Genomic DNA, 20,392 nt, shown 5'->3' on the forward strand with positions numbered 1-20,392 from the left:
ATTTTATGAAAAAATTACTCGTTACAGGTTCTTCCGGTTTAGTAGGATCAGAAGTATGTGTTTATTTCGCACAACAGGGTTATGAAATTCATGGAGTGGATAATAATCAAAGAGCTGTATTTTTTGGTCCGCAAGGTGATACACGTTGGAACCAGAAAAGGTTAACCGATATGATCAAAGGTTTTCAGCACCACGAAGTTGATATACGTGACCGTGCCGGTATTCTGGATCTCATCAAAACGGTAAGGCCAGATGTTATAGTTCATACTGCTGCCCAGCCCAGCCATGATCGTGCCGCTGCTATTCCATTTGATGATTTTGATACTAACGCTGTAGGAACGTTAAACATGCTGGAAGCCGCTCGTCAGTTTGCACCCGAGGCACCGTTTGTACACATGAGTACCAACAAAGTGTATGGCGACGCACCTAACAAGATCAAATTGAAAGAACTTGATACCCGTTGGGATTATGATGACGATTTTTACGAGCATGGTATTGCCGAAACATTTACCATAGATCAGTCAAAGCACTCCTTATTTGGGGCATCAAAAGTGGCGAGTGATGTAATGGTGCAAGAGTATGGCCGTTATTTTAACATGCCAACAACATGTTTGCGTGGTGGTTGTTTAACTGGACCTAACCACACAGGTGTGGAGTTGCACGGCTTTTTAAGCTATTTGGTTAAGTGTAATTTGGAAGGCAAAAAATATTCAGTATTTGGTTACAAGGGTAAGCAAGTACGTGATAATATACACTCCTACGATATTGCCCGATTTATGGAGGCGTTTATTAATGCTCCAAGAACCGGTGAGGTTTATAATTTGGGCGGGGGGAAAAACAATACCTGCTCTATATTAGAAGCATTCGCTATAGCCGGGAAGTTTTCTGGTCAGGAACAAGTTTATGAATATGTAGATAAAAACCGCGAAGGAGACCATATCTGTTATTATAGCGATCTGCGCAAAATGAAGTCACACTATCCAACTTGGGATATTACCATAAGCTTGGAAGAAACGATCAGGCAGATTGTCGAAGCTTGGAAAAAAAGGATGTAAAATGACCACCCAACAGGTTACTAAAACTATATTGTTTAAGAGGGATTGTAGCTCTGTTAGTCGTTTTTTTTCATCTAACGCTAGGCAGGACTGATTCGGCTTATGGGTTTGATTTCGGTGTAACCGGCGATGCGATTTTTAAAGCATAAATTAATTAATCAAAAAAATACTGTAGTTACTTTGCAAAGGAGGCTTCTTGATTCAGTTAATTCATTGGTTAATTAGGGGTCTATATTATTATGGAAAAAAATAACGGCTTAAAAATTTTATTACTATCTGATGCTCCAATGTCTTTGAACGAAGGGGGGATCAGCCAAACCTTATATAATCTTTTTTCATTTGTAGAACCAGAAAACATACTGGCAATTGCTCCAAAAGAAGAATTGAGAACGAGGCAGCCAACTGCTCCATATAATACCCGTTATAAAAGTTATATCTCTTCATGGTTAAATTTGCCCCCTAATAGAATTACTAAATATTTATTCTCTTTTGTCCGGTGGTTAAATTTTTCAATTTGCCAAATAAGTAGCTACCGTGAATTAAAGAATGATATAGCTGGGTTTAATCCCGACGTTATTATTTCATGCCCTAACAGCCCCATCGGTGTTTTGATGCATCATAAACTATTGGGTGATATTAAGCAAATACCAATTATACCATACTTTATGGACGATTGGATGTATCAGTCGAAAACCAAATGGCTTGGTGGGAATGTGCAAAAATTGGTTTGTGAAATTTTATCTCAAAACAAGCGGTGGATAATGATAAGTAACGAACTTGCAGAAATATTTAGAGAAAGGTATCGTGTTTTTCCTGAAAAGGTTTTAGCAGCAAGGAACCCGGTGGATATGAGTAATGCTCCAATTGATAAGGAGTATAAAAAAGGTGATCCATTTACAATAGCCTATGCTGGTGCGTTGTGGCCAATGCATTATGATAGCTTTTATTCTGTTGCAAAAGCGGTGCAATGCTTGGCTGTTGATAACAGTATTGAATTGCTTTGGTATGGTCCTCAAAGCCAATGGGATTGGAGAAAAAAAGAACTTACCCTGCTTGGAGTTGTTTATGGTGGTCATTTACCTTATACTCAAGTGCACGCGACACTAAATAAAGCGGATGCATTATTGATCACCTCATCTTTTAAACCGGAGTATTATACACATTCAAAGGGATCCCTTCAGACCAAAATTACAGATTATTGTAAGGCAAAACGACTTATAATAAGTTGTGGTCCTTCTTACTCCGCAAATCATAATTTTATAAAACAGATGGATTGCGGAATATGTATTGAGACGAACGATAGCAAGGTAATAGCCGAACAACTCACTCTAATTATACACAACATAGAAAAACATCAATATCATGTGGCTAATGGATGGGAAAGTTTAAAAAATTTCTCAACGGAAATTGTTCATCTCAATCTTAAAAGCTTCTTAATTTCAACAATAGAAGAAAAAGTATAATATTATGAAAATCAAACCAAATGTTTTTATAGTATGTACAGGTGTTGGCCATATAAACCGTGGGTATGAATCATTCACATTGGAGTGCTTCAACGCGCTTAAAGAATCTCCTGATTTTGAATTGTTTCTTTTAAAAGGTGGTGGTAAATCCATACAAAAAGAAATAAAAATTACGTGCATAAAGCGTAATACAAAAACTGCCGCGTTTTTTAGTAAGGTTTTTGGTAAAAATAAGTATTGGGTAGAGCAATTTACGTTCTTGCTGGGGATGTTGCCTTATCTATTCAGGTACAAGCCTGTAGTGATATGCTATAGCGATTTTATATTAGGCACCTTTTTATGGCATTTACGTAACTTTTTTAAATTTAAATACAAGTTATTGTTTTCTAATGGCGCCCCTAACGGACCTCCTTTTAAAACAGAAGACCATGTACAGCAACTGTTGCCCCTTTATATGGATGCTGCTATTAAAGAAGGAGCTTCGGCAAATATGCAAACGCTACTTCCTTATGGTTTTGATATAAATATTAAGGAAAGATTAAATAACTTAAGTAAGAAACATGAAATCCTGCAAAAATTGGGTTTCTCTGGTAAACAAAAAATTGTGCTTAGCGTTGGTGCAGTTAACCGGCATCATAAAAGAATGGATTACATTATTAATGAGATGTCAAAATTGCCTGAGAATTATTTTTTGGTTATTTTAGGACAGTTTGAGGCCGAAACACCTGACTTGCTAAGTTTGGCCGAACAAAAATTACCCGGAAGGCATATTATTACCAGTGTCTCGCTCCAGGAAGTTGAAAAATATTATATTTCTACAGATTATTTTGTGCTAGCCTCTTTAATAGAGGGGTTTGGAAGGGTACTAATAGAAGCACAAAGCTATGGATTGCCATGTATTGTCCACGAATCTGAAAATGCCAAGCAGGTTCTCAAGGAGTATGGTACTTATCTTAACATGGAAGAAGATGGCGCACTAGCTTCTTGTTTGATGAAAGAACAAATAGTTCAGGAGAAGGAATTATTAATTAAGGCTGCTTATAATAATTATTCCTGGGATGCGCTAAAGGGCGAATATTCAGATATGATTTCTAAACTATTTTAATTGAAATGATGCTTTCAGTAATTATACCCACTTGTAACCGGAATGATTTGTTGAGCAAATGTCTTGACCGGCTTGCACCTGAAACCCAAACTGTAGATGGGCAGTATGAAGTAATAATTACAGATGACAGTAAAGATAACCTGGCAAAAAGTTTAATTGAAGAAAAATACACTTGGGCAAAATGGATACCCGGTCCTAAACAAGGCCCCGCGGCCAATAGAAATAATGGAGCTAAACATGCTACTGGCGAATGGTTGGTATTTATTGATGATGACTGTTTACCTCAAAAAAATATCCTAAACGAATACAAACAATCGATATCCAGTTATCCTGATATTCTTGCTTACGAAGGCAGAATATATGTAGATGACAAGCAAACTTCTTTTTTACAGGAATCTCCTGTAAATAACACAGGGGGGTATTTTTGGTCGTGTAATATATGTATTCAAAAATTGGCCTTTGAAAAAGTGGGTGGTTTTGATTCTAATTTTCCATTTGCGGCCATGGAAGATGTTGATTTTTTTATGCGTTTAAAAATAAATAACATTAAAAATAAATTTTTATATGATGCTGCAGTTATACACCCCTGGAGAACAAATCAGAAACTTTTTAGGACAACTTTAAACCGGTATCAATCTCATCTTTATTATATCTCGAAATATCCCGAAGAGCGAAAAAGAATGAGCTATAAATATTTTTTACGTGCATTTATAAATTTTTCGAAGTATACTTTTCGCAATGCAATCAGATTCCGTTTTTCCGGATTTGCTAAAAAAGTGTGTGCTGATTTTTTGCAGCTATATTTTGCGTTAAGAATTTTATTAGGTATTGAAAGGGAGTACCGGTAATATTAATATTCGTATAAAAACTAACTAGTAATTAAGTATATATGCTTCCAGCAGTTTCAGTTATAATTCCAACGTACAATTATGCTCATTATATTTGCGAAGCAATTGATAGTGTTTTAAAGCAAAGTTATCCAACTGAACTGATTGAAATAATTGTTGTAGATGATGGATCAAAAGATAACACTGAAGAAGTGTTGCAACCCTATATTGATAATGGATCAGTTAAATACTACCTACAGCAAAACAAAGGGAAGGCAAGTGCTACCTACAATGCCATCCAAAAGAGTACGGGAAAGTATATTTTTACTTTAGATGCTGATGACTACTTTTTTTCGGAAAAGATATCCTCATCGGTGAAAATATTTGAAACAGATGATGAAATTGTACATGTCGCAAATCCGGCCAAATTTGTAATAGATGGTAAAGATGCAGGCAAGGAAGAAATCCCTACGGAATTACTAGAGAAAAAGCTTGATGGTTTCAACCTGGTAAAGTATTTCTATAATAATCGGATGTTATATGGAGGAGGATCAACATTTTCGGGAAGGGCGAGTGCGCTTAAAAGCATCTTTATAGCCGATGCTGTTGATATGTATATTGATGAGTTTTTAGTATTAGCCATATTAAATAAGGGTTATAGTTACTTTCTTAAACAGCCTTTATCAATATGGAGAGGTCACAATACTAACTATACCGTTACCCAAGGGAGTGTAAATAACAAAAACAAACGCCTTGACGATTCATCAAAAGCCATACTGGATTTGGTGATGACGGATAATTTTCCGGCTGAAGTACAAAAACTGTATTCATTGCATCATTATACCAGGCATTTATATTTTAAAGAAGCAGCAAATGATAAAAATTTGCAAGATGTTATGATGTTGATCAGGCATTGCTTTTTAAAGAATAAGTATTCACTAAAGCAACTTCGTAAGTATTCTGTTTTTAATAGATTGGTGCCAATTTTTATTATAAAACTACTTAAAAAGTAATTAAGATTAATGCGAAATGTTATATAAGATAATCTACATTTTAACCGATAAGGCTAACCAGTTAACACGCTGGTTAAGGTTTTGCAACTATACTTTTAGAGGAGCTAAAATTGGTAAGGGAGTAGCTTTTTCAAAAATGCATTTTATATGGCCACATAAGGTTAGCATTGCCAATAAATGCATTATAGAGCATAATGTATATTTTAAGTTTGATGGTATGTACTCGGCAGGCCGGGCAATAAATATAGGAGAACGTACATTTATAGGCACTGGTACAGAGTTTAATATTAAGCATGGTATTATCATTGGTAATGACTGTTTAATAGCCTCTGGCTGCCGCTTTGTTGACCACGATCACGGAACAGACGTACAACAGCTAATGCGCATACAGTCGTGCATAGGGAAAGATATTAGTATTGCAGATGATGTTTGGATAGGCGCCAATGCGGTGATACTTAAAGGTGTAGTTATTGAAAAGGGAGCTATAATAGCCGCGGGAGCTGTATTGAATAAATCAGTACCCGCTAATGAAATTTGGGGCGGGATACCTGCACGTAAAATTGGACAACGGAAATAACATATTAATAATCAATAGTGAATAAATCAATATCATTTTATTTAGATTTTTTAAGAGTTATCGCTGCTTTTGGTGTTTTGCTGGTTCATGCAAATCTCTCTCAATTTTCTAATAATCTATATTTAAGACCAGATTTAGGTTATAAATTAGTAAGGGTATTTTTTGTTCTATCCGGTTACTTAATAGCCTTTACGGTTAGTAAAAAAAACAAAGAGTCAATAAGATATTTAATTGATCGGTTTTCAAGATTGTATTCTGTAGTCTTTATTGGTGCAATAATTCCTTATGACAAAACAAAGCTATCTTGAAACTATACTACTTTTAATAGTGGTAGTGTTTATTGTAAGTGTAATATCGGCATTAACAGAAAAACAGCGCGGTTATTGGAAGGCAGGGTTTGGAAAAATATTTAGTTCCATTTCGGAATAATCAATTTACTTAAATGGAAAAGAGGATTAAAGTACTATTATATTCACACTATTTTTACCCTGCTCTTGGCGGCCTTGAGAATGTATCATTAACACTGGCAGAGGGATTTACCCAAAATCAGATAGATTGCAAGGTAATTACCACAAGTCCTGATAATGGTACCAAAAGTTTCCCTTTTGAGGTAATACGTAACCCAAAAACAAAACAGCAAATTGACCTTGTAAAATGGTGTGATATAGTTTTATTTAATGGTGCGAGTCTGGCGCTTCAGCCGTGGGTAGTTTTTTATAATAAGCCTTTTATCTGGGTTCATCAAAGTTACCTGGTTTCGTGCATTGATGGTTTGGGATGGGTAGAAGGAGAAAAAGCACCCCTGAAACCTTTCGCCTCTTTTTTGTATCATACCCGGCTCAAGGGTGTACGATGGGGAGTGACCCAAGGTTTAAAACTTTCAATAAAAAGATTATTTGCCAAATGTTTTGTAAAAAAAAATGTGGCAATAACAAAATGGGTACAGGATATAGAACCATTACCGCGTCAGATTCAAATTTATAACCCGTTTCCGTTAGATCAGTTTCTTTCAAATAATAACAATAATCCTGAATATGATTTTATTTATCTGGGGCGCATCGTAAGCGAGAAGGGGGTTTCAACTTTGCTCAAAGCATTTGCTAAGCTTCATCAAAAAATCAGTTATAATCCAAAGCTGTTACTTGTTGGTGATGGTAACTGGCGACCTAAAATGGAGAGCCTGGCAAACAAGCTGAATATTTCTGAATTTATAACCTTTGCAGGTAAAAAATCAGGTAGTGAGCTTGTGGAATTTGTTTCAAAAGGAAAAATAGCGGTGGTTCCGTCTGAGTGGTATGAACCAATGGGAGGTGTTGCGCTTGAACTCATGGCGGCGGGCAAAATTCTCATCGTATCTGAGTTTGGAGGGTTGAAGGAGTGTGTAGAAGACGCGGGGCTTACATTTCCCAATGGCGATTTTGAGGCTCTTTCTAATTGTATGCTTAAGTTACTGGAGGATGAGGGCTTGCAGAACGAGCTAAAATTGCGTGGGAAGGAAAGAATAAAGTTATTCCATCCATCCATATTTGTTGCACAATATATTGATCTTATAAAACAGTTGTTATAGTACACTGCCTTGTAATTTATGTGTGGTTATTATAATATAAATCATTAAAGCAAATAGTTGAATATGAAAATTGTTTTTATTTGCGGCTCACTCGAACTTGGCCAGGATGGTGTGGGCGACTATGTTCGCCGGCTAGGCATAGCAATTATAAAACAAGGCCATCAGGCAGAAGCTATCGCACTTAATGAAAAAAAAAATCAATCTGATATTATTGAAAATCAATATATTAATGAATTCGGTTTGAGGGTATTACGTATTCCGCATATATGGTCTGATGATAAAAGGTTTCAATATGCCAGAAAATTTATAAATGATTTTAAACCCGAATGGATAAGTCTTCAATTTGTTCCTTATTCATTTAATAACAAGGGTTTTATATTCAACCTTGGTAAGCAGTTGAAAAACTTAGGTATGCATTACCAATGGCATATTATGATTCATGAGCTGTGGGTAGGACGTGATGAAAATACAGGGTGGAAACGTATTCTTGAATCAAAGCTCCAAGAGTTATTAATAATAAGAATGATGGGGAAGCTTTCGCCTTTGGTAATTCATACCCATTTACCTATTTTTTATAATAAGCTTACAAAACGTCGATATACTGTTAAAGAGCTTCCGTTGTTCTCAAATATTGAGATAAATAACAATACTAATAAACATAATAATGCGAATGTATTTCGGGTAGGCTTTTTTAGTCAGGCCGAAACTAATGAAGCTATGATGGGTTTTCTCAATGCACTAGGGGCAGAAATAGCCCGTTATAACTTAGAATTTGAAATATTATTGATTGGAGGAAGTGAGCGCCATATGATAGCCGTTGGTGAAGTATTAGAATCAGTTAAAAATGTGATTAAACCCATAAAGCATACAGGTTTTCTTGGAAGTGATGAAATTTCGAGCGCTATTCAGGGGTGTACTATTGGCATCACACCTATTCCAAGACATGCATTAGGGAAAAGTGGGAGTGTGGCAGCTTTTATGACTCACGGCATACCTGTGGCGGCACCAAATGTTCATTTTTTGTATAATCCGGCGACCATTGGTTTTTTCTCTGATGAAATGTGCAAAGCGATAATTACCGGAGCCGATTTTTCGGAGATAGCGCATGCTAAAAATGCGGCACCGGCCGTAAGTAATAAAATAGAGTTAAATACAATTGCCAAAACTTTTTTGAATGATCTTGCAAATCACAATAGCGAGTTAACTAATTAAAATGAACATGGAAAAAGTTTCAGTTGTTATCCCGGTATACGGGCAATGGAATTTGCTTAAGCGGAATATTGATGCCCTGTTGAAATATGACCGCGACTTTATATCGGAAATTATTGTTGTTAACGACTGCTCTCCGGATCAAAACCCATATGAGTTTGATGATGAAATTGTAAATATAATTACGAATGACACCAATAAAGGCTATGCCGGTACAGTTAACAATGGTTTGCGAAAGGCAAAATCATCAATAATTGTTTTACTTGATTCCGACGCTTATCCGCTCGGAAAATTTATTGAAAAGCTTTTAACCATGTACAAAGCAAATCCTGCTATTGGTTGTATTGGCTTTGGTACAGTTGATGATTATGGGAACGATACAGGCAATTTTCAATATGAGCCTTCAATATTAGGGCTGATTGCCGGACAGCAATTAGAAGCTAAGTTTGGTTTTTTTCGGTTTTGGAGAAACAAAAATATATTGCCTTATTCGTGCGCGGTAAGCTTTACAAAAGATTGCCTGGCAGGGATAGATTATCTTGACGAAAAAAGATTCCCTGTACTTGAAGCGGATAATGATATTAGTATGCGTGTTCATCGGTCCAAATGGAAGTTGCTTTTCACCCGGGAGATCATAATTTGCCATAAAGGAGGTAACTCTTATAAAATAAACTATAAAAGGGTTGTGTTATTTCATGAAAGCCGGTGGAAATTACTGCGGAAACATGGTTTAATATGGCCTGTTTTTTTGGCTAAATTTTTATTACAGCTAAGAATAAACATGGAATTGGTTATATTTAAGATATTAAAAAATAAAAATGACCGGTATTTGGATAAGCTTGAAGGCAGAAAGATCATCACCAAAAGTATAAAACATTATCCCTGAATTTTTAACATAATAAAATCGCTCTAATGAAGGTACTCCTTTCGCATCCTACAGGCAACGCTTTTGCCAGAGCCGCAGCCCTTGGCTTATATAAAGCTGATATGCTGGCTGGCTTTCGCACTACCGTTGCAACGTTTCCCGGAAATATATTTGATCGGATTAGTGTTCTGCCGCCATTTTCTGAATTTAAAAGGAGACAATATGACCCGTTATTACAGCCTTTAACTAAATCATGGCCCTTGCTTGAGCTAGGCAGATTTGCTGCAAGTAAGGCGGGGTTAAAGAGTTTAACACAGCATGAAACAGGTTCATTAAGTGTTGATGCCGTATATCACGATATTGATAAACGGGTTGCTAAAAGTTTAAAAAATACCCTTAAAAAGGGAGATGCGGTATATGCCTATGAAGATGGCGCTCTGTTTTCTTTCCGCGAAGCGAAGCGATTGGGTATTAAAAGCCTTTATGATTTACCTATTGGTTATTGGCGAACTGCACGGAAGCTTTTGGATGTTGAACGCGACCGTTGGCCAGAGTGGGTGCCAACACTAACGGGCTTTGGTGACTCAGAAGAAAAGCTCGCTTTAAAAGATGAAGAAATACTTCTCGCCGATCATATTTTTGTGGCAAGTACTTTTACTGCTAATACCTTAAAAGATTACCCTGGTAAATTGGCTCCGGTCAAAGTAATACCCTATGCTTTCCCTCCGGTTTATAGCTCACGCGAATATGTTTCGTTTAATAACAGATCATTAAAGGTATTGTTTGTGGGAGGTTTATCTCAAAGAAAAGGCATTGCCGATCTTTTTGCAGCGGTTGAATCAATTGGAAATAAAGTAGAACTAACTGTGGTAGGGCGAAAGGCAAGTGATTCATGCCCAGCCTTAGACAAGGAATTATCAAAATGCCGATGGATACCCAGTTTACCGCATCAGGAAGTACTTAAATTAATGAGGGAACACGATGTACTCGTTTTTCCGTCGCTTTTTGAAGGCTTTGGTTTAGTTATCACCGAGGCAATGTCACAAGGTACTCCTGTTATTACAACGGACAGAACAGCTGGGCCTGATTTAATTAAACACGGTGAAAATGGGTGGCTTATTGAAGCAGGATCTACCCAGGCACTGAAACAGGCTATAGAAGAATTATTATATAGCCCTGAGATTATTGAATCTGCCGGAAGAGCGGCAATGGCAACAGCCCGGCTTAGAACCTGGGAAATATATGGACAAGAATTAGCAGAGGCTATAATAAAAAGATAGGTTTGCCCAATAAAAGTTTAACAAAGTGTATAGTGGCTTTATTTATCTGTCAGATTAATGAATTAATAAATGGATAGCATAGTAACAGATTCTGAATTATACCCGGGTAAAGGGCTTGGGAGAGCATCAGTTAATGCTAATCCAGGGTACCATACCCAAAAAGATTTATATAAACCGATAAAGAATGGCATATGGCTTTATTTTTTCCTGCTCATTTTTGAAGGGGCATTAAGAAAATGGTTTTTACCTGGATTGGCAACGCCGTTATTAATCGTACGCGATCCTATAGCCTTATATATAATAATCGCCGCGTGGCAGCGCAAAATAATTCCATCCGATCCGGGCCTAATATGGATGACAATTATAGGTTTTTTTAGCATCTTAACTGCTTTATGCTTTGGGCATGGTAGCTTATTAGTTGCCGCGTATGGTGCACGCATTTTATTATTGCATTTCCCATTGATTTTTATTATTGGGTCTGTTTTCCAAAGGGATGATGTCGTTAAAATCGGCATCGTCATATTGATTATAGCTATACCCATGACATTTTTGATTGCCGCCCAGTTTTATAGCCCACAGTCGGCATGGGTAAACCGAGGTTTGGGAGGGGATATGAAAGGTGCTGGATTTTCTGGCGCTTTAGGTTATATGAGACCGCCTGGTACATTTTCTTTTACAACAGGAAATTCACAGTTTTATTCATTGGTGACCTGTTTTGTGTTTTATTTTTTGCTTAACTCTAAAGAAATTAACCGTATATTATTAATCGCTTCTGCTTTTTGTTTATTAGCAGCTATTCCACTTACTATAAGTCGAAGTGTATTTTTCCAGGTTATCGTAACTAGTTTGTTTGTTGTTATCGCGAGCATAAGAAACTCAAAATACATAATGAAAGTAATATTTGGTGGATTATTATTATTTGCTGCTTTGGCCGTTTTAAGCCAATATTCATTTTTTCAAACCGCTACCGAAGCATTCACCGCGCGGTTTACTAATGCGAGTGCTAGTGAAGGGGGGGTAGAAGGAACTTTTTTAGATCGCTATCTTGGCGGTATGCTTACAGCGATAGGTAACGGATTTTCAGGCAAGCTGCCTTTTTTAGGTTACGGTATAGGTATGGGTACTAATGTTGCTAGTATGTTTTTACAAGGTAGGAGGGGGTTTTTTGTTTCGGAAGAGGAATGGGGTAGAATAATTGCCGAACTTGGTCCAATAATGGGATTAGGTGTAATAGCGATACGTGTAAGCCTAACTTTTAAAATAATTAGAGCTGGATACAAGAGACTTAACCAGGGAGATTCTTTAACATGGCTATTGTTAAGTGTGGGAGCTATAGCATTAGCCCAGGGAGGATGGGCACAGCCAACATCATTGGGTTTCAGTATAATTATTAGCGGATTAATGTTAGCTAGTATTCGTTCTGTCATTTTGAAGTCTAACAAAGTTACACCTGTGAGAAGCAACTCATAAGACCCTATCAAAGTTTATAATTATGAACATCGTTTTCTTCGCACACCCTTCTTTCCTTAAATCACAAAGTATGATGCGTTTTGCCTCGATGCTGTCATCTGGTATGGAGGAACGCGGGCACAAGGTAGAACTATGGTCGCCGAAAGCCAGATTTTTTAATCTTCCATTACCTAACTTTTTAAAAAAATGGATGGGATATATCGACCAATACATCGTATTCAAATTGGTAGTGCGTAAACGTTTAAAAGCATGTCCGACAGATACCGTTTTTGTTTTTACTGATCAGGCACTAGGACCGTGGGTTCCATGGGTGAAGAATAGAAAACATGTTATCCATTGCCATGATTTTTTAGCGCAGCGATCAGCACTGGGGCAAATTGGAGAGAACCCGACAAAATGGTTTGGGAAACAATACCAGGCTTATATTAGAAATGGATACCGAAGTGGTGAAAATTTTATTTCAGTATCGAAAAAAACACAGACGGACCTGCACTCGTTTTTATTGACTAAGCCAGTTATATCTAGAGTGGTTTACAATGGACTTAATCCCTTATTCAAACCAGGCAATACAATACAATCTAGAATGTTGTTGGCTGCAGAAACAGGTATTGATGTAAGCCTGGGCTATATATTGCATATTGGCGGTAACCAATGGTATAAAAATAGAAAGGGTGTTATTGAAATTTATAATGCCTTCAGGCAGTTAGATAGTACAAATTTGCCCTTATTACTGATAGGACACAAACCTACATCCGAATTAGAATATACTCGCGGGAACAGTGCTTTTAAAGAAGATATTTATTTTTTGCCGGGTATTGAGGATACCTTACTTAAGGCAGCTTATGAAGGGGCTAGCGCATTCGTGTTTCCATCATTAGCAGAAGGATTCGGTTGGCCAATAGCTGAAGCAATGGCCTCGGGCTGCCCTGTAATTACCACTAACGAAGCCCCAATGACGGAAGTGGCTGGTGAAGCGGGGGTCTTAATCGACCGTCAGCCAGCAAGCGAAGAGGATAGGATATTATGGGCTGGTAAGGCCGCCAAAGTGCTTAAAGCTATAGTAGATTTACCGGTTAACGAACGTGAATGTATTATAAGAAAAGGGATTATTAACTCAAATAGATTTAATTTGGAAACCTCGCTTAATGAGATAGAAGAAATCTACAAGTTAATTTAGGTGCTTTTGCGTAGTATTTTAGTAGTCCAAGATTGGTTTAATGTTACTAAATATGTCATTTGTTGGAATGTAGATACTCAAGTTTTTTTGTAAAAGATATGATGTATCGTAATTTTACACGCTTTTCTTAGAAAAGTATATATTGGATTTTAAGATTGTTGTAAATTATTAAATGCTTTGCTGAAATTGATTCTAATTAATTTTGTTTCATGAATTTGTTGTATTTTGAATGTTTCCTGTAATAGACAATAATTAAATGAAAATTCTTTTTATTGTTCCTTATTATAAACCTGCTTATATCTATGGCGGTCCTATTGTGGTTATATCTTTACTGGCAGAAAATTTAGTTACATTAGGACATGATGTTACTGTGTATTCAAGTAAAGCAAATGGTAAAAGTGAACTTGATATAGGAGATAAAGAGATACTGGTAGATGGTGTAAAGGTTTTATATTTTAGTAGGCTGACCAAAGGTAATACGTATGTTGCACCCGGATTATGGAAACTGTTAACTAAAACAGTTCGTGATTTTGATGTGGTACACATCCATAGCTGGTGGAACTTTTTGGCTTTAGGGGCCGCGCTGATCTGTAAACGACAAAATATTAAGCCTGTTTTATCTCCGCATGGCATGCTTGCAGATTATGTGTTTTACAATAGGCACGCTTTTGCCAAGAAATGGATACACAAACTGATTGGAGAAAATTTATTACGGAATAGTTGGTTACATGTTTCTACCCAGATGGAATGGGATGAATCAAAGAATATTATCCCGGAATGGAGCGGGGAAATTATTCCAAACCTGATTAAGCTTTCTGATCATACTTATCACAGGCCGGAAAATGAAGTTTTCAGCATTGGTTTTTTATCACGAATTGACCCAAAAAAGGGATTGGATGTGTTGATAAAAGCATTGAGTAGGGTTACTTTGCCTTATAAATTATTTGTAGCCGGGGAGGGTGAAGGAAATTATATTTCATCGTTAAAAAAGCTTTCGGTTAAATGCGGTAATGATGATAAGATTACCTGGATTGGATGGAAAAGCGGTGAAGGTAAATTTGATTTTTTGGCCCAAATGGACCTTTTTGCTTTAACATCACACAGTGAAAATTTTGCCATTGTGGTAGTAGAAGCATTATCTGTAGGTACACCGGTTTTAGTAAGTAATTATGTTGGGCTATCTACTTATGTGGAGCAAATGGGTTACGGCATGGTGACCGATATGGATCCCATTAACATAGCAGCGCAGATTACAGATTTGATAACCGATCAAGATAAAATAAAGAAGATAAACCATGAGGCACCTGGCGTAATTAAAAGAGAATATGAAGAAACCAGTTTGGCTAGAAGGTATTTACAATTTTATAATTCAACAAAAACACTTTGATACTTATATTTGCGGAATTGAAGCGTAAAAACATTATTTGAATGCAAACAGATCTATCTAAATTTACTACCGGCACATACCAGGTAGGAGCTTCAAAAATTAAAGTATTAACGTGGTACTTTGTTAATTACTACATATTTGACAGCTCGTTCCCATGGCCCTATATAATTAAAGTGAAATTGTTAAGGTTATTCGGAGCCAAAATTGGCGTAGGCTTGGTTGTTAAACCAAAGATAAGGATCAAAAATGCCTGGCGACTAGTTATTGGGGATAATTGCTGGATAGGTGAATCTGTATGGATAGATAACCTGGAAAATGTCACTATCGGAAATAATGTGTCAATATCACAGGGAGCTATGTTATTGACAGGTAATCATGATTATACTGTTACTGACTTTAGATACCGTTTAGGAGAAATACAGCTTGAAGATGGTGTTTGGATAGGCGCGAAAGCTGTTGTTTGCCCTGGGATAATCTGTAAATCGCATTCAATTTTAACAGTCAATTCTGTAGCGAATAAACAGTTAAATGAGTTTGGAATTTATTCAGGTAACCCAGCCGTGTTTGTTAGGATCCGGAAATTTACGATGGCTGAATAGTCGCATGATGTGCTTAAACGTATTGTCTTAATGAAGAAAAAGGTTTTATTGATTGGTCATAATTTTTCTCCTGAGCCTACAGGTATAGGGAAATACAGTGGTGATATGATGGACTGGTTTGCAAAAAATGGCTATGATTGCACAGTTGTTACCACTTTTCCCTATTATCCTTATTGGAAGGTACAGCCCCCTTACAAAAATCGCTTTTACAAAAAAGAAGTTATTGCCTACCCTGAAAGCGCCTCTACACTGACTATATATCGCTGCCCATTATACATCCCGGCGAAGCCCACCGGTAAAACGCGCATGCTTCAAGATATTTCGTTTTGGATATCTATGGTCTGGGTTGTTTTGAAGCTGACGTTGTTCAATAAAAAGCATGATTATATTATTACGGTTGCCCCTCCTTTCCATTTAGGTTACCTGGCTTGGTTTTATAGGAAAATAAAAGGTGGGAAATTAATTTATCATATTCAGGACTTACAAATAGACGCCGCACAAGAACTAAATATGCTATCAAACGATAGATTATTTAAAATAATATATGCCTTAGAGCGCCGGATTTTAATAGGAAGCGATTTCGTAAGTACCATATCTGAAGGAATGGTTAAAAAGGTAAAATCAAAGATTGACAGAAATATTTTGCTATTCCCAAACTGGGTTGATGTTTCGTCTTTCTATCCGATAGCAGATAAAGCCGGGTTAAAGGAAAAGTGGGGATATCGTCAGGAGCAGTTTATCTGTCTGTATTCGGGAAGTATAGGTCATAAACAAGGGCTCGAAAACATTGTTTTTTGTGCAGAAATTTTAAGAGAGCATAAAAATATTAAATTTATTATTTGTGGAACAGGGCCTTACAAATACAAACTTGAAGAACTTGTTAATGAGAAGCAGTTAACCAATGTTGACTTTTTACCTTTGCAAGACAAAAATTTATTTAATGCTTTTTTAAATATGGCAGACATACACCTCGTAATTCAAAAAGGAAATGCGAGCGATTTGGTTATGCCATCAAAATTGACAACTATACTAGCCATTGGCGGATCGTGTATTATCACATCACCATCTGATACGTCTTTATACAACCTGGTTAAAAAGTATAGTGTTGGGTTTATTATCCCTCCCGACGATTTTGAGTCGCTAAAAACCAGTGTATTATCATTAGTTGAAAATGATGTTGAAGTTTATAAAAGAAATGCCCGGGCCTATGCTGAAAAATATTTGAATATTGATAATGTAATGAATCAATTTGTGAAAGAAATAGCTTAATCTTACAGTATTTTACCGGGCGATCATTAATATGGAAGCTATACTGTACAATATGAGTTTATAATTTAATACTTAATGGCTGATATGTTTATTTTATATCAAAGTTTATTAACTTTACTAGGCTCCAGAAATTTCTTATATGATAGAGGATAAATTAGAAAAAAAAGATTGGAACAGGACAGCAAAAAAATGGATACTGGCCTGCAAAATCATTATAACAGCTTTGGTGTTTTGTATCATTGTATTGTTAACCTACGACAATATGCCTTTGCCATATTCTTTATTTATCGTAGGGATTGAATTGGCCGCAAGTGTAATGGCGATATTTATGTTTGTTAAAACAAGTAATACCCCTAGCAGACGTCATCGCAAAGCCTAAATCTAAATATAGCGTTTGCGCTGAATCCGAGAATTTTTTAAAGGAGTGGTGAATGCGTGGCGATCAACGAGCCTAGTCCAGAATTATTAAAATTGAATACTACGATAAATGAATAAAATACTTGTTTTTGGGGCCTCGGGCCAATTAGGTCAATGTTTAAAATATGTATCTGACGAGCGGTCGATAAAGGGTTTTGTTTTTCCGGATGAATCACAAGCTAATATTTTGGGCGTGGATAGTTTAGGTAAATTATTCGCGGAGCATAAACCAAACTATTGTATTAATTGTGCAGCCTATACCGCTGTAGATAAAGCTGAGGATGATGTTGATATGGCGCGTAAAATAAACAAGGATGGAGCCGGTAACCTGGCTAAGCTTTGTGAAGAATACGGCGCTACGCTTATCCATGTATCAACAGATTTTATATTTGCCGGTAATACGACAACGCCATTATCAGAAGATGATGTAGCTGAACCTATTAATATATACGGACTAACTAAATTAGAGGGGGAACACGTTGTTGCCGCCAGCACCAAGCGTTTTTATACTTTAAGAACGAGCTGGCTATACTCAGAATACGGAAATAACTTTGTGAAAACCATGATGCGTTTAGGTGCTGAAAAGGACGAGTTGAAAATTATTTCCGATCAGGTTGGTACCCCAACTTATGCCATTGACCTGGCTAATTGTATTTTGACCATTATTGAAAACGATAAGCAACAATATGGTGTTTATCATTATAGTAACGAGGGCGTAACATCGTGGTATGATTTTGCCATGGGGATTTTTGATATTGCTAATATTGATGTTAAGGTATTCCCTGTACGTACTTCCGAATATGTTACACGCGCAGTAAGGCCGGCGTTTTCGGTAATGGATAAAACCAAAATTAAGAACACTTTTAAGCTTGAAATTCCATACTGGCGAGCAAGCCTGGAAAGATGTATTGAGAAGCTATAATTTATTATCTGCTCTAAGCTATTAATCCTAACCTTCACATTATGCAATCGGTCACTGATTCAAAAGCGCCTACTAAATATAAATGGATAAGCGGCCTCGATAGTATTAGGTTTATTCTCGCATTAATAGTTTTATTAAGCCATTACCCAAATCCATTTTTATCTTTTAAAGATTCTCACAGTTTATTTTTAAGGATTATACCATCTATAAGTAACGTTTTTTATAATGGGGCTGCTGCTGTAATTACTTTTTTCATTATATCTGGATTTGTAATTCACTATCCTAACCGTAATAAAACTTCTTTAAATGTGGTGAGTTTTCTCATAAGGCGCGTTATAAGAATTGGCATACCGTTAATAATTGTTGAACTTATTGGAATTTATTACAAGCATCAAGACTTGATACCAATATGGAGTTTATATTGTGAGCTCATCTATTACATATGCTATCCATTGTTGTTTATGATAAAAATAAGCTGGACAAGAAAATTCCAAATTTCTTTTGTAATTGGTTTAATAATAGCAGTAGCCTTTAACTATCAAAGCATACTTTCAGCTTTCTATCATAGGGATATTAATTATATGGGGGATTACTGGTATTTAGGTACTCTGTTAACAGCGGTATTAGGTTTGCCTTGTTGGTTATTAGGCGTGCTTTTAGCCGAAAGAATAGATAGCCTGGATTATGAAATTAGTTTTATTACAATAATGAAATATAGGATAGGTGTTCTGTTTATCTCTATTATACTATTGATTGTAATGTTTCACTTTTATATAAGTTATATATTCACATTCAATATATTTGCTTTATTATTAGTGAAGTGGCTTGAAAAAGAAATAGTTTATTACAAAACTCATAACTGCTCCAGGATTTTGGAATACATGGGCAAGTTTTCTTATTCCTTATATTTAACTCACGGCTTACTTCGGATTTTTATAAGCTTGCTAATTCCTTATGAGTTGGCTACTTATCTGGTTTATATTGTTTTGGCAATATTTATATCATACATTATATACCTACTTATTGAGTATCCTTCGCACAAAATAGCCCAGTCGTTATCAAAGTGGAGTGATAAGTTATTAGCTAAAAAAGTAATATCAGGTAATCGATCACTGCTGTTATGATTACCCCCTGATTGATTATCAGGCGAATGTATTTATGAGGCGTTTATTAGAGCTGTAAGATTTTATCTATTGCATCAATGATCCCGTCCAGTTGTGATGGCTCAAACCATGCAAAGTTTTTATCTTTATTAAACCAGGTTAATTGCCTTTTTGCAAAGCGACGGGTGTTTTGTTTGATCAGCGCTATCGCGGTATCCAGATCGGTGGTTCCGTCAAGGTAATCAAATATCTCTTTATAGCCTACCGTGTTTAGGGCGTTATAATCCCGGTAAGGTAAAAGCGATTTTACTTCGGCAACTAAACCTTGTTCAATCATCAGATCAACCCGGAGATTTATGCGTTGATACAGCACTTCTCTGGATAAATTCAAACCTATCTTAATAATGTTAAACGAGCGTTGCTTGGCGTTTGCCGTACGATAGGATGAGAATGGCTGTCCTGTATTTTCAATTACTTCTAAGGCCCTTATAATGCGTTGGGGGTTGCTGGTATCAACCTGGGCGTAGTAAACAGGATCGGTAATTTTTAAACGCTCAGCCAAAGGGGTAATTCCATTACTTACATATTCGGCATTGAGCCGGTTGCGTATTTCCATATCCGCAGAAGGCACATCATCAAAGCCTTCGCATATGGCTTTGATATATAAACCGGAGCCGCCGGCTAAAATACCTGTATTATTATGCTCAGTAAAAACGTCGTCAATAACTTTCAATCCTTCTACTTCAAAATCACCAACGTTAAAATTGTCGGTTATAGCATGTGAATTGATAAAGTAGTGTTTGGCCTGTGCCAGTTCGGCATCGGTTGGTTTTGCTGTTCCGATAGCCATTTCGCGAAAGAACTGGCGTGAATCTGCTGAGATAATTGCAGTATTGTAATGCTTTGCCAATTGTATGGCCAGTTCTGTTTTACCTACAGCTGTTGGGCCTGCAATTACAATGAGGGTTTTATTGTGGGATTGAAACTTTTCCTGAAAACCTTCCATACATACAGCTATTCTAGGTTAATGTTAATTCAGGGTTTGCTGATTAGTTTTTTTAGTGATAGCCGCTCTAAAATATTTAAT

20 protein-coding genes are annotated in these 20,392 nt (G+C 36.5%); 19 read left to right on the forward strand and 1 reads right to left on the reverse strand.

The genetic code is table 11. The annotated features are described in order from the left end of the window. Positions 1 to 5 precede the first annotated feature (5 nt). From ABIN91_RS02200 to ABIN91_RS02290, 19 genes are all read left to right on the forward strand, one after another. Positions 6 to 1,055: an NAD-dependent epimerase/dehydratase family protein gene (locus ABIN91_RS02200; RefSeq protein WP_348047976.1), complete on the forward strand. Its 1,050-nt coding sequence runs from the start codon at positions 6 to 8 to the stop codon at positions 1,053 to 1,055. Positions 1,056 to 1,294: 239 nt separating this feature from the next. Continuing rightward, positions 1,295 to 2,518, forward strand: coding sequence for a hypothetical protein (locus ABIN91_RS02205; RefSeq protein ID WP_348047978.1), 1,224 nt, complete (start codon positions 1,295 to 1,297; stop codon positions 2,516 to 2,518). A 4-nt stretch (positions 2,519 to 2,522) separates the two neighbouring features. Then, a complete protein-coding gene (locus ABIN91_RS02210; RefSeq protein ID WP_348047980.1) occupies positions 2,523 to 3,623 on the forward strand; it encodes a glycosyltransferase in 1,101 nt (366 codons plus the stop codon). A gap of 5 nt (positions 3,624 to 3,628) precedes the next feature. Further along, positions 3,629 to 4,471, forward strand: a complete 843-nt coding sequence (locus tag ABIN91_RS02215; RefSeq protein ID WP_348047982.1) for a glycosyltransferase — start codon at positions 3,629 to 3,631, stop codon at positions 4,469 to 4,471. Between the two features lie 41 nt (positions 4,472 to 4,512). Beyond that, positions 4,513 to 5,463 (forward strand): glycosyltransferase family 2 protein, encoded by a 951-nt coding sequence (locus ABIN91_RS02220; RefSeq protein WP_348047984.1) that lies wholly within the window; start codon positions 4,513 to 4,515, stop codon positions 5,461 to 5,463. A 16-nt stretch (positions 5,464 to 5,479) separates the two neighbouring features. Beyond that, positions 5,480 to 6,040, forward strand: coding sequence for an acyltransferase (locus ABIN91_RS02225; protein WP_348047986.1), 561 nt, complete (start codon positions 5,480 to 5,482; stop codon positions 6,038 to 6,040). Between the two features lie 17 nt (positions 6,041 to 6,057). After that, positions 6,058 to 6,348, forward strand: a complete 291-nt coding sequence (locus ABIN91_RS02230; RefSeq protein WP_348047988.1) for an acyltransferase family protein — start codon at positions 6,058 to 6,060, stop codon at positions 6,346 to 6,348. A 134-nt stretch (positions 6,349 to 6,482) separates the two neighbouring features. Further along, the gene (locus ABIN91_RS02235) at positions 6,483 to 7,607 is read left to right on the forward strand and encodes a glycosyltransferase family 4 protein (RefSeq protein ID WP_348047990.1); all 1,125 of its coding nucleotides are present in this window, start codon (positions 6,483 to 6,485) and stop codon (positions 7,605 to 7,607) included. Between the two features lie 63 nt (positions 7,608 to 7,670). Beyond that, positions 7,671 to 8,819 (forward strand): hypothetical protein, encoded by a 1,149-nt coding sequence (locus tag ABIN91_RS02240; RefSeq protein WP_348047992.1) that lies wholly within the window; start codon positions 7,671 to 7,673, stop codon positions 8,817 to 8,819. A gap of 7 nt (positions 8,820 to 8,826) precedes the next feature. Next, positions 8,827 to 9,702: a glycosyltransferase gene (locus ABIN91_RS02245; protein WP_348047994.1), complete on the forward strand. Its 876-nt coding sequence runs from the start codon at positions 8,827 to 8,829 to the stop codon at positions 9,700 to 9,702. Positions 9,703 to 9,728: 26 nt separating this feature from the next. Continuing rightward, positions 9,729 to 10,961 (forward strand): glycosyltransferase family 4 protein, encoded by a 1,233-nt coding sequence (locus ABIN91_RS02250; protein WP_348047996.1) that lies wholly within the window; start codon positions 9,729 to 9,731, stop codon positions 10,959 to 10,961. A 69-nt stretch (positions 10,962 to 11,030) separates the two neighbouring features. Then, positions 11,031 to 12,431, forward strand: coding sequence for a hypothetical protein (locus ABIN91_RS02255; protein WP_348047998.1), 1,401 nt, complete (start codon positions 11,031 to 11,033; stop codon positions 12,429 to 12,431). A 70-nt stretch (positions 12,432 to 12,501) separates the two neighbouring features. Further along, a complete protein-coding gene (locus ABIN91_RS02260) occupies positions 12,502 to 13,608 on the forward strand; it encodes a glycosyltransferase (protein ID WP_348048000.1) in 1,107 nt (368 codons plus the stop codon). Between the two features lie 256 nt (positions 13,609 to 13,864). Then, entirely contained in the window at positions 13,865 to 14,995 is a 1,131-nt protein-coding gene (locus tag ABIN91_RS02265) for a glycosyltransferase (protein ID WP_348048002.1), read from the forward strand. 41 nt (positions 14,996 to 15,036) lie between these two features. Next, on the forward strand, positions 15,037 to 15,594 hold the full coding sequence (locus ABIN91_RS02270; RefSeq protein WP_348048004.1) for a WcaF family extracellular polysaccharide biosynthesis acetyltransferase: 558 nt from the start codon (positions 15,037 to 15,039) through the stop codon (positions 15,592 to 15,594). Between the two features lie 30 nt (positions 15,595 to 15,624). After that, positions 15,625 to 16,863 carry a WcaI family glycosyltransferase gene (locus ABIN91_RS02275; RefSeq protein ID WP_348048006.1) on the forward strand — a complete coding sequence of 413 codons (1,239 nt, stop codon included), beginning with the start codon at positions 15,625 to 15,627 and terminating at the stop codon, positions 16,861 to 16,863. A 139-nt stretch (positions 16,864 to 17,002) separates the two neighbouring features. Continuing rightward, positions 17,003 to 17,242, forward strand: a complete 240-nt coding sequence (locus ABIN91_RS02280) for a hypothetical protein (protein ID WP_348048008.1) — start codon at positions 17,003 to 17,005, stop codon at positions 17,240 to 17,242. 108 nt (positions 17,243 to 17,350) lie between these two features. Continuing rightward, positions 17,351 to 18,202, forward strand: a complete 852-nt coding sequence (gene rfbD, locus ABIN91_RS02285) for a dTDP-4-dehydrorhamnose reductase (protein ID WP_348048010.1) — start codon at positions 17,351 to 17,353, stop codon at positions 18,200 to 18,202. Positions 18,203 to 18,243: 41 nt separating this feature from the next. Continuing rightward, positions 18,244 to 19,326: an acyltransferase family protein gene (locus tag ABIN91_RS02290; protein ID WP_348048012.1), complete on the forward strand. Its 1,083-nt coding sequence runs from the start codon at positions 18,244 to 18,246 to the stop codon at positions 19,324 to 19,326. 46 nt (positions 19,327 to 19,372) lie between these two features. Here the strand turns inward: ABIN91_RS02290 and miaA are convergent, their stop codons facing one another. After that, positions 19,373 to 20,311, reverse strand: coding sequence for a tRNA (adenosine(37)-N6)-dimethylallyltransferase MiaA (gene miaA / locus ABIN91_RS02295; protein ID WP_348048014.1), 939 nt, complete (start codon positions 20,309 to 20,311; stop codon positions 19,373 to 19,375). Positions 20,312 to 20,392: the final 81 nt, after the last annotated feature.

Source organism: Mucilaginibacter sp., assembly GCF_039921305.1.
Classification (GTDB): domain Bacteria; phylum Bacteroidota; class Bacteroidia; order Sphingobacteriales; family Sphingobacteriaceae; genus Mucilaginibacter.

Coding starts and splice junctions, on each gene's coding strand:
- ABIN91_RS02200 (WP_348047976.1), top strand. CDS start 6: ATGAAAAAATTACTCGTTACAGGTTCTTCCGGTTTAGTAGGATCAGAA.
- ABIN91_RS02205 (WP_348047978.1), top strand. CDS start 1,295: ATGGAAAAAAATAACGGCTTAAAAATTTTATTACTATCTGATGCTCCA.
- ABIN91_RS02210 (WP_348047980.1), top strand. CDS start 2,523: ATGAAAATCAAACCAAATGTTTTTATAGTATGTACAGGTGTTGGCCAT.
- ABIN91_RS02215 (WP_348047982.1), top strand. CDS start 3,629: ATGATGCTTTCAGTAATTATACCCACTTGTAACCGGAATGATTTGTTG.
- ABIN91_RS02220 (WP_348047984.1), top strand. CDS start 4,513: ATGCTTCCAGCAGTTTCAGTTATAATTCCAACGTACAATTATGCTCAT.
- ABIN91_RS02225 (WP_348047986.1), top strand. CDS start 5,480: ATGTTATATAAGATAATCTACATTTTAACCGATAAGGCTAACCAGTTA.
- ABIN91_RS02235 (WP_348047990.1), top strand. CDS start 6,483: ATGGAAAAGAGGATTAAAGTACTATTATATTCACACTATTTTTACCCT.
- ABIN91_RS02240 (WP_348047992.1), top strand. CDS start 7,671: ATGAAAATTGTTTTTATTTGCGGCTCACTCGAACTTGGCCAGGATGGT.
- ABIN91_RS02245 (WP_348047994.1), top strand. CDS start 8,827: ATGGAAAAAGTTTCAGTTGTTATCCCGGTATACGGGCAATGGAATTTG.
- ABIN91_RS02250 (WP_348047996.1), top strand. CDS start 9,729: ATGAAGGTACTCCTTTCGCATCCTACAGGCAACGCTTTTGCCAGAGCC.
- ABIN91_RS02255 (WP_348047998.1), top strand. CDS start 11,031: ATGGATAGCATAGTAACAGATTCTGAATTATACCCGGGTAAAGGGCTT.
- ABIN91_RS02260 (WP_348048000.1), top strand. CDS start 12,502: ATGATGCGTTTTGCCTCGATGCTGTCATCTGGTATGGAGGAACGCGGG.
- ABIN91_RS02265 (WP_348048002.1), top strand. CDS start 13,865: ATGAAAATTCTTTTTATTGTTCCTTATTATAAACCTGCTTATATCTAT.
- ABIN91_RS02270 (WP_348048004.1), top strand. CDS start 15,037: ATGCAAACAGATCTATCTAAATTTACTACCGGCACATACCAGGTAGGA.
- ABIN91_RS02275 (WP_348048006.1), top strand. CDS start 15,625: ATGAAGAAAAAGGTTTTATTGATTGGTCATAATTTTTCTCCTGAGCCT.
- ABIN91_RS02280 (WP_348048008.1), top strand. CDS start 17,003: ATGATAGAGGATAAATTAGAAAAAAAAGATTGGAACAGGACAGCAAAA.
- rfbD (WP_348048010.1), top strand. CDS start 17,351: ATGAATAAAATACTTGTTTTTGGGGCCTCGGGCCAATTAGGTCAATGT.
- ABIN91_RS02290 (WP_348048012.1), top strand. CDS start 18,244: ATGCAATCGGTCACTGATTCAAAAGCGCCTACTAAATATAAATGGATA.
- miaA (WP_348048014.1), bottom strand. CDS start 20,311: ATGGAAGGTTTTCAGGAAAAGTTTCAATCCCACAATAAAACCCTCATT.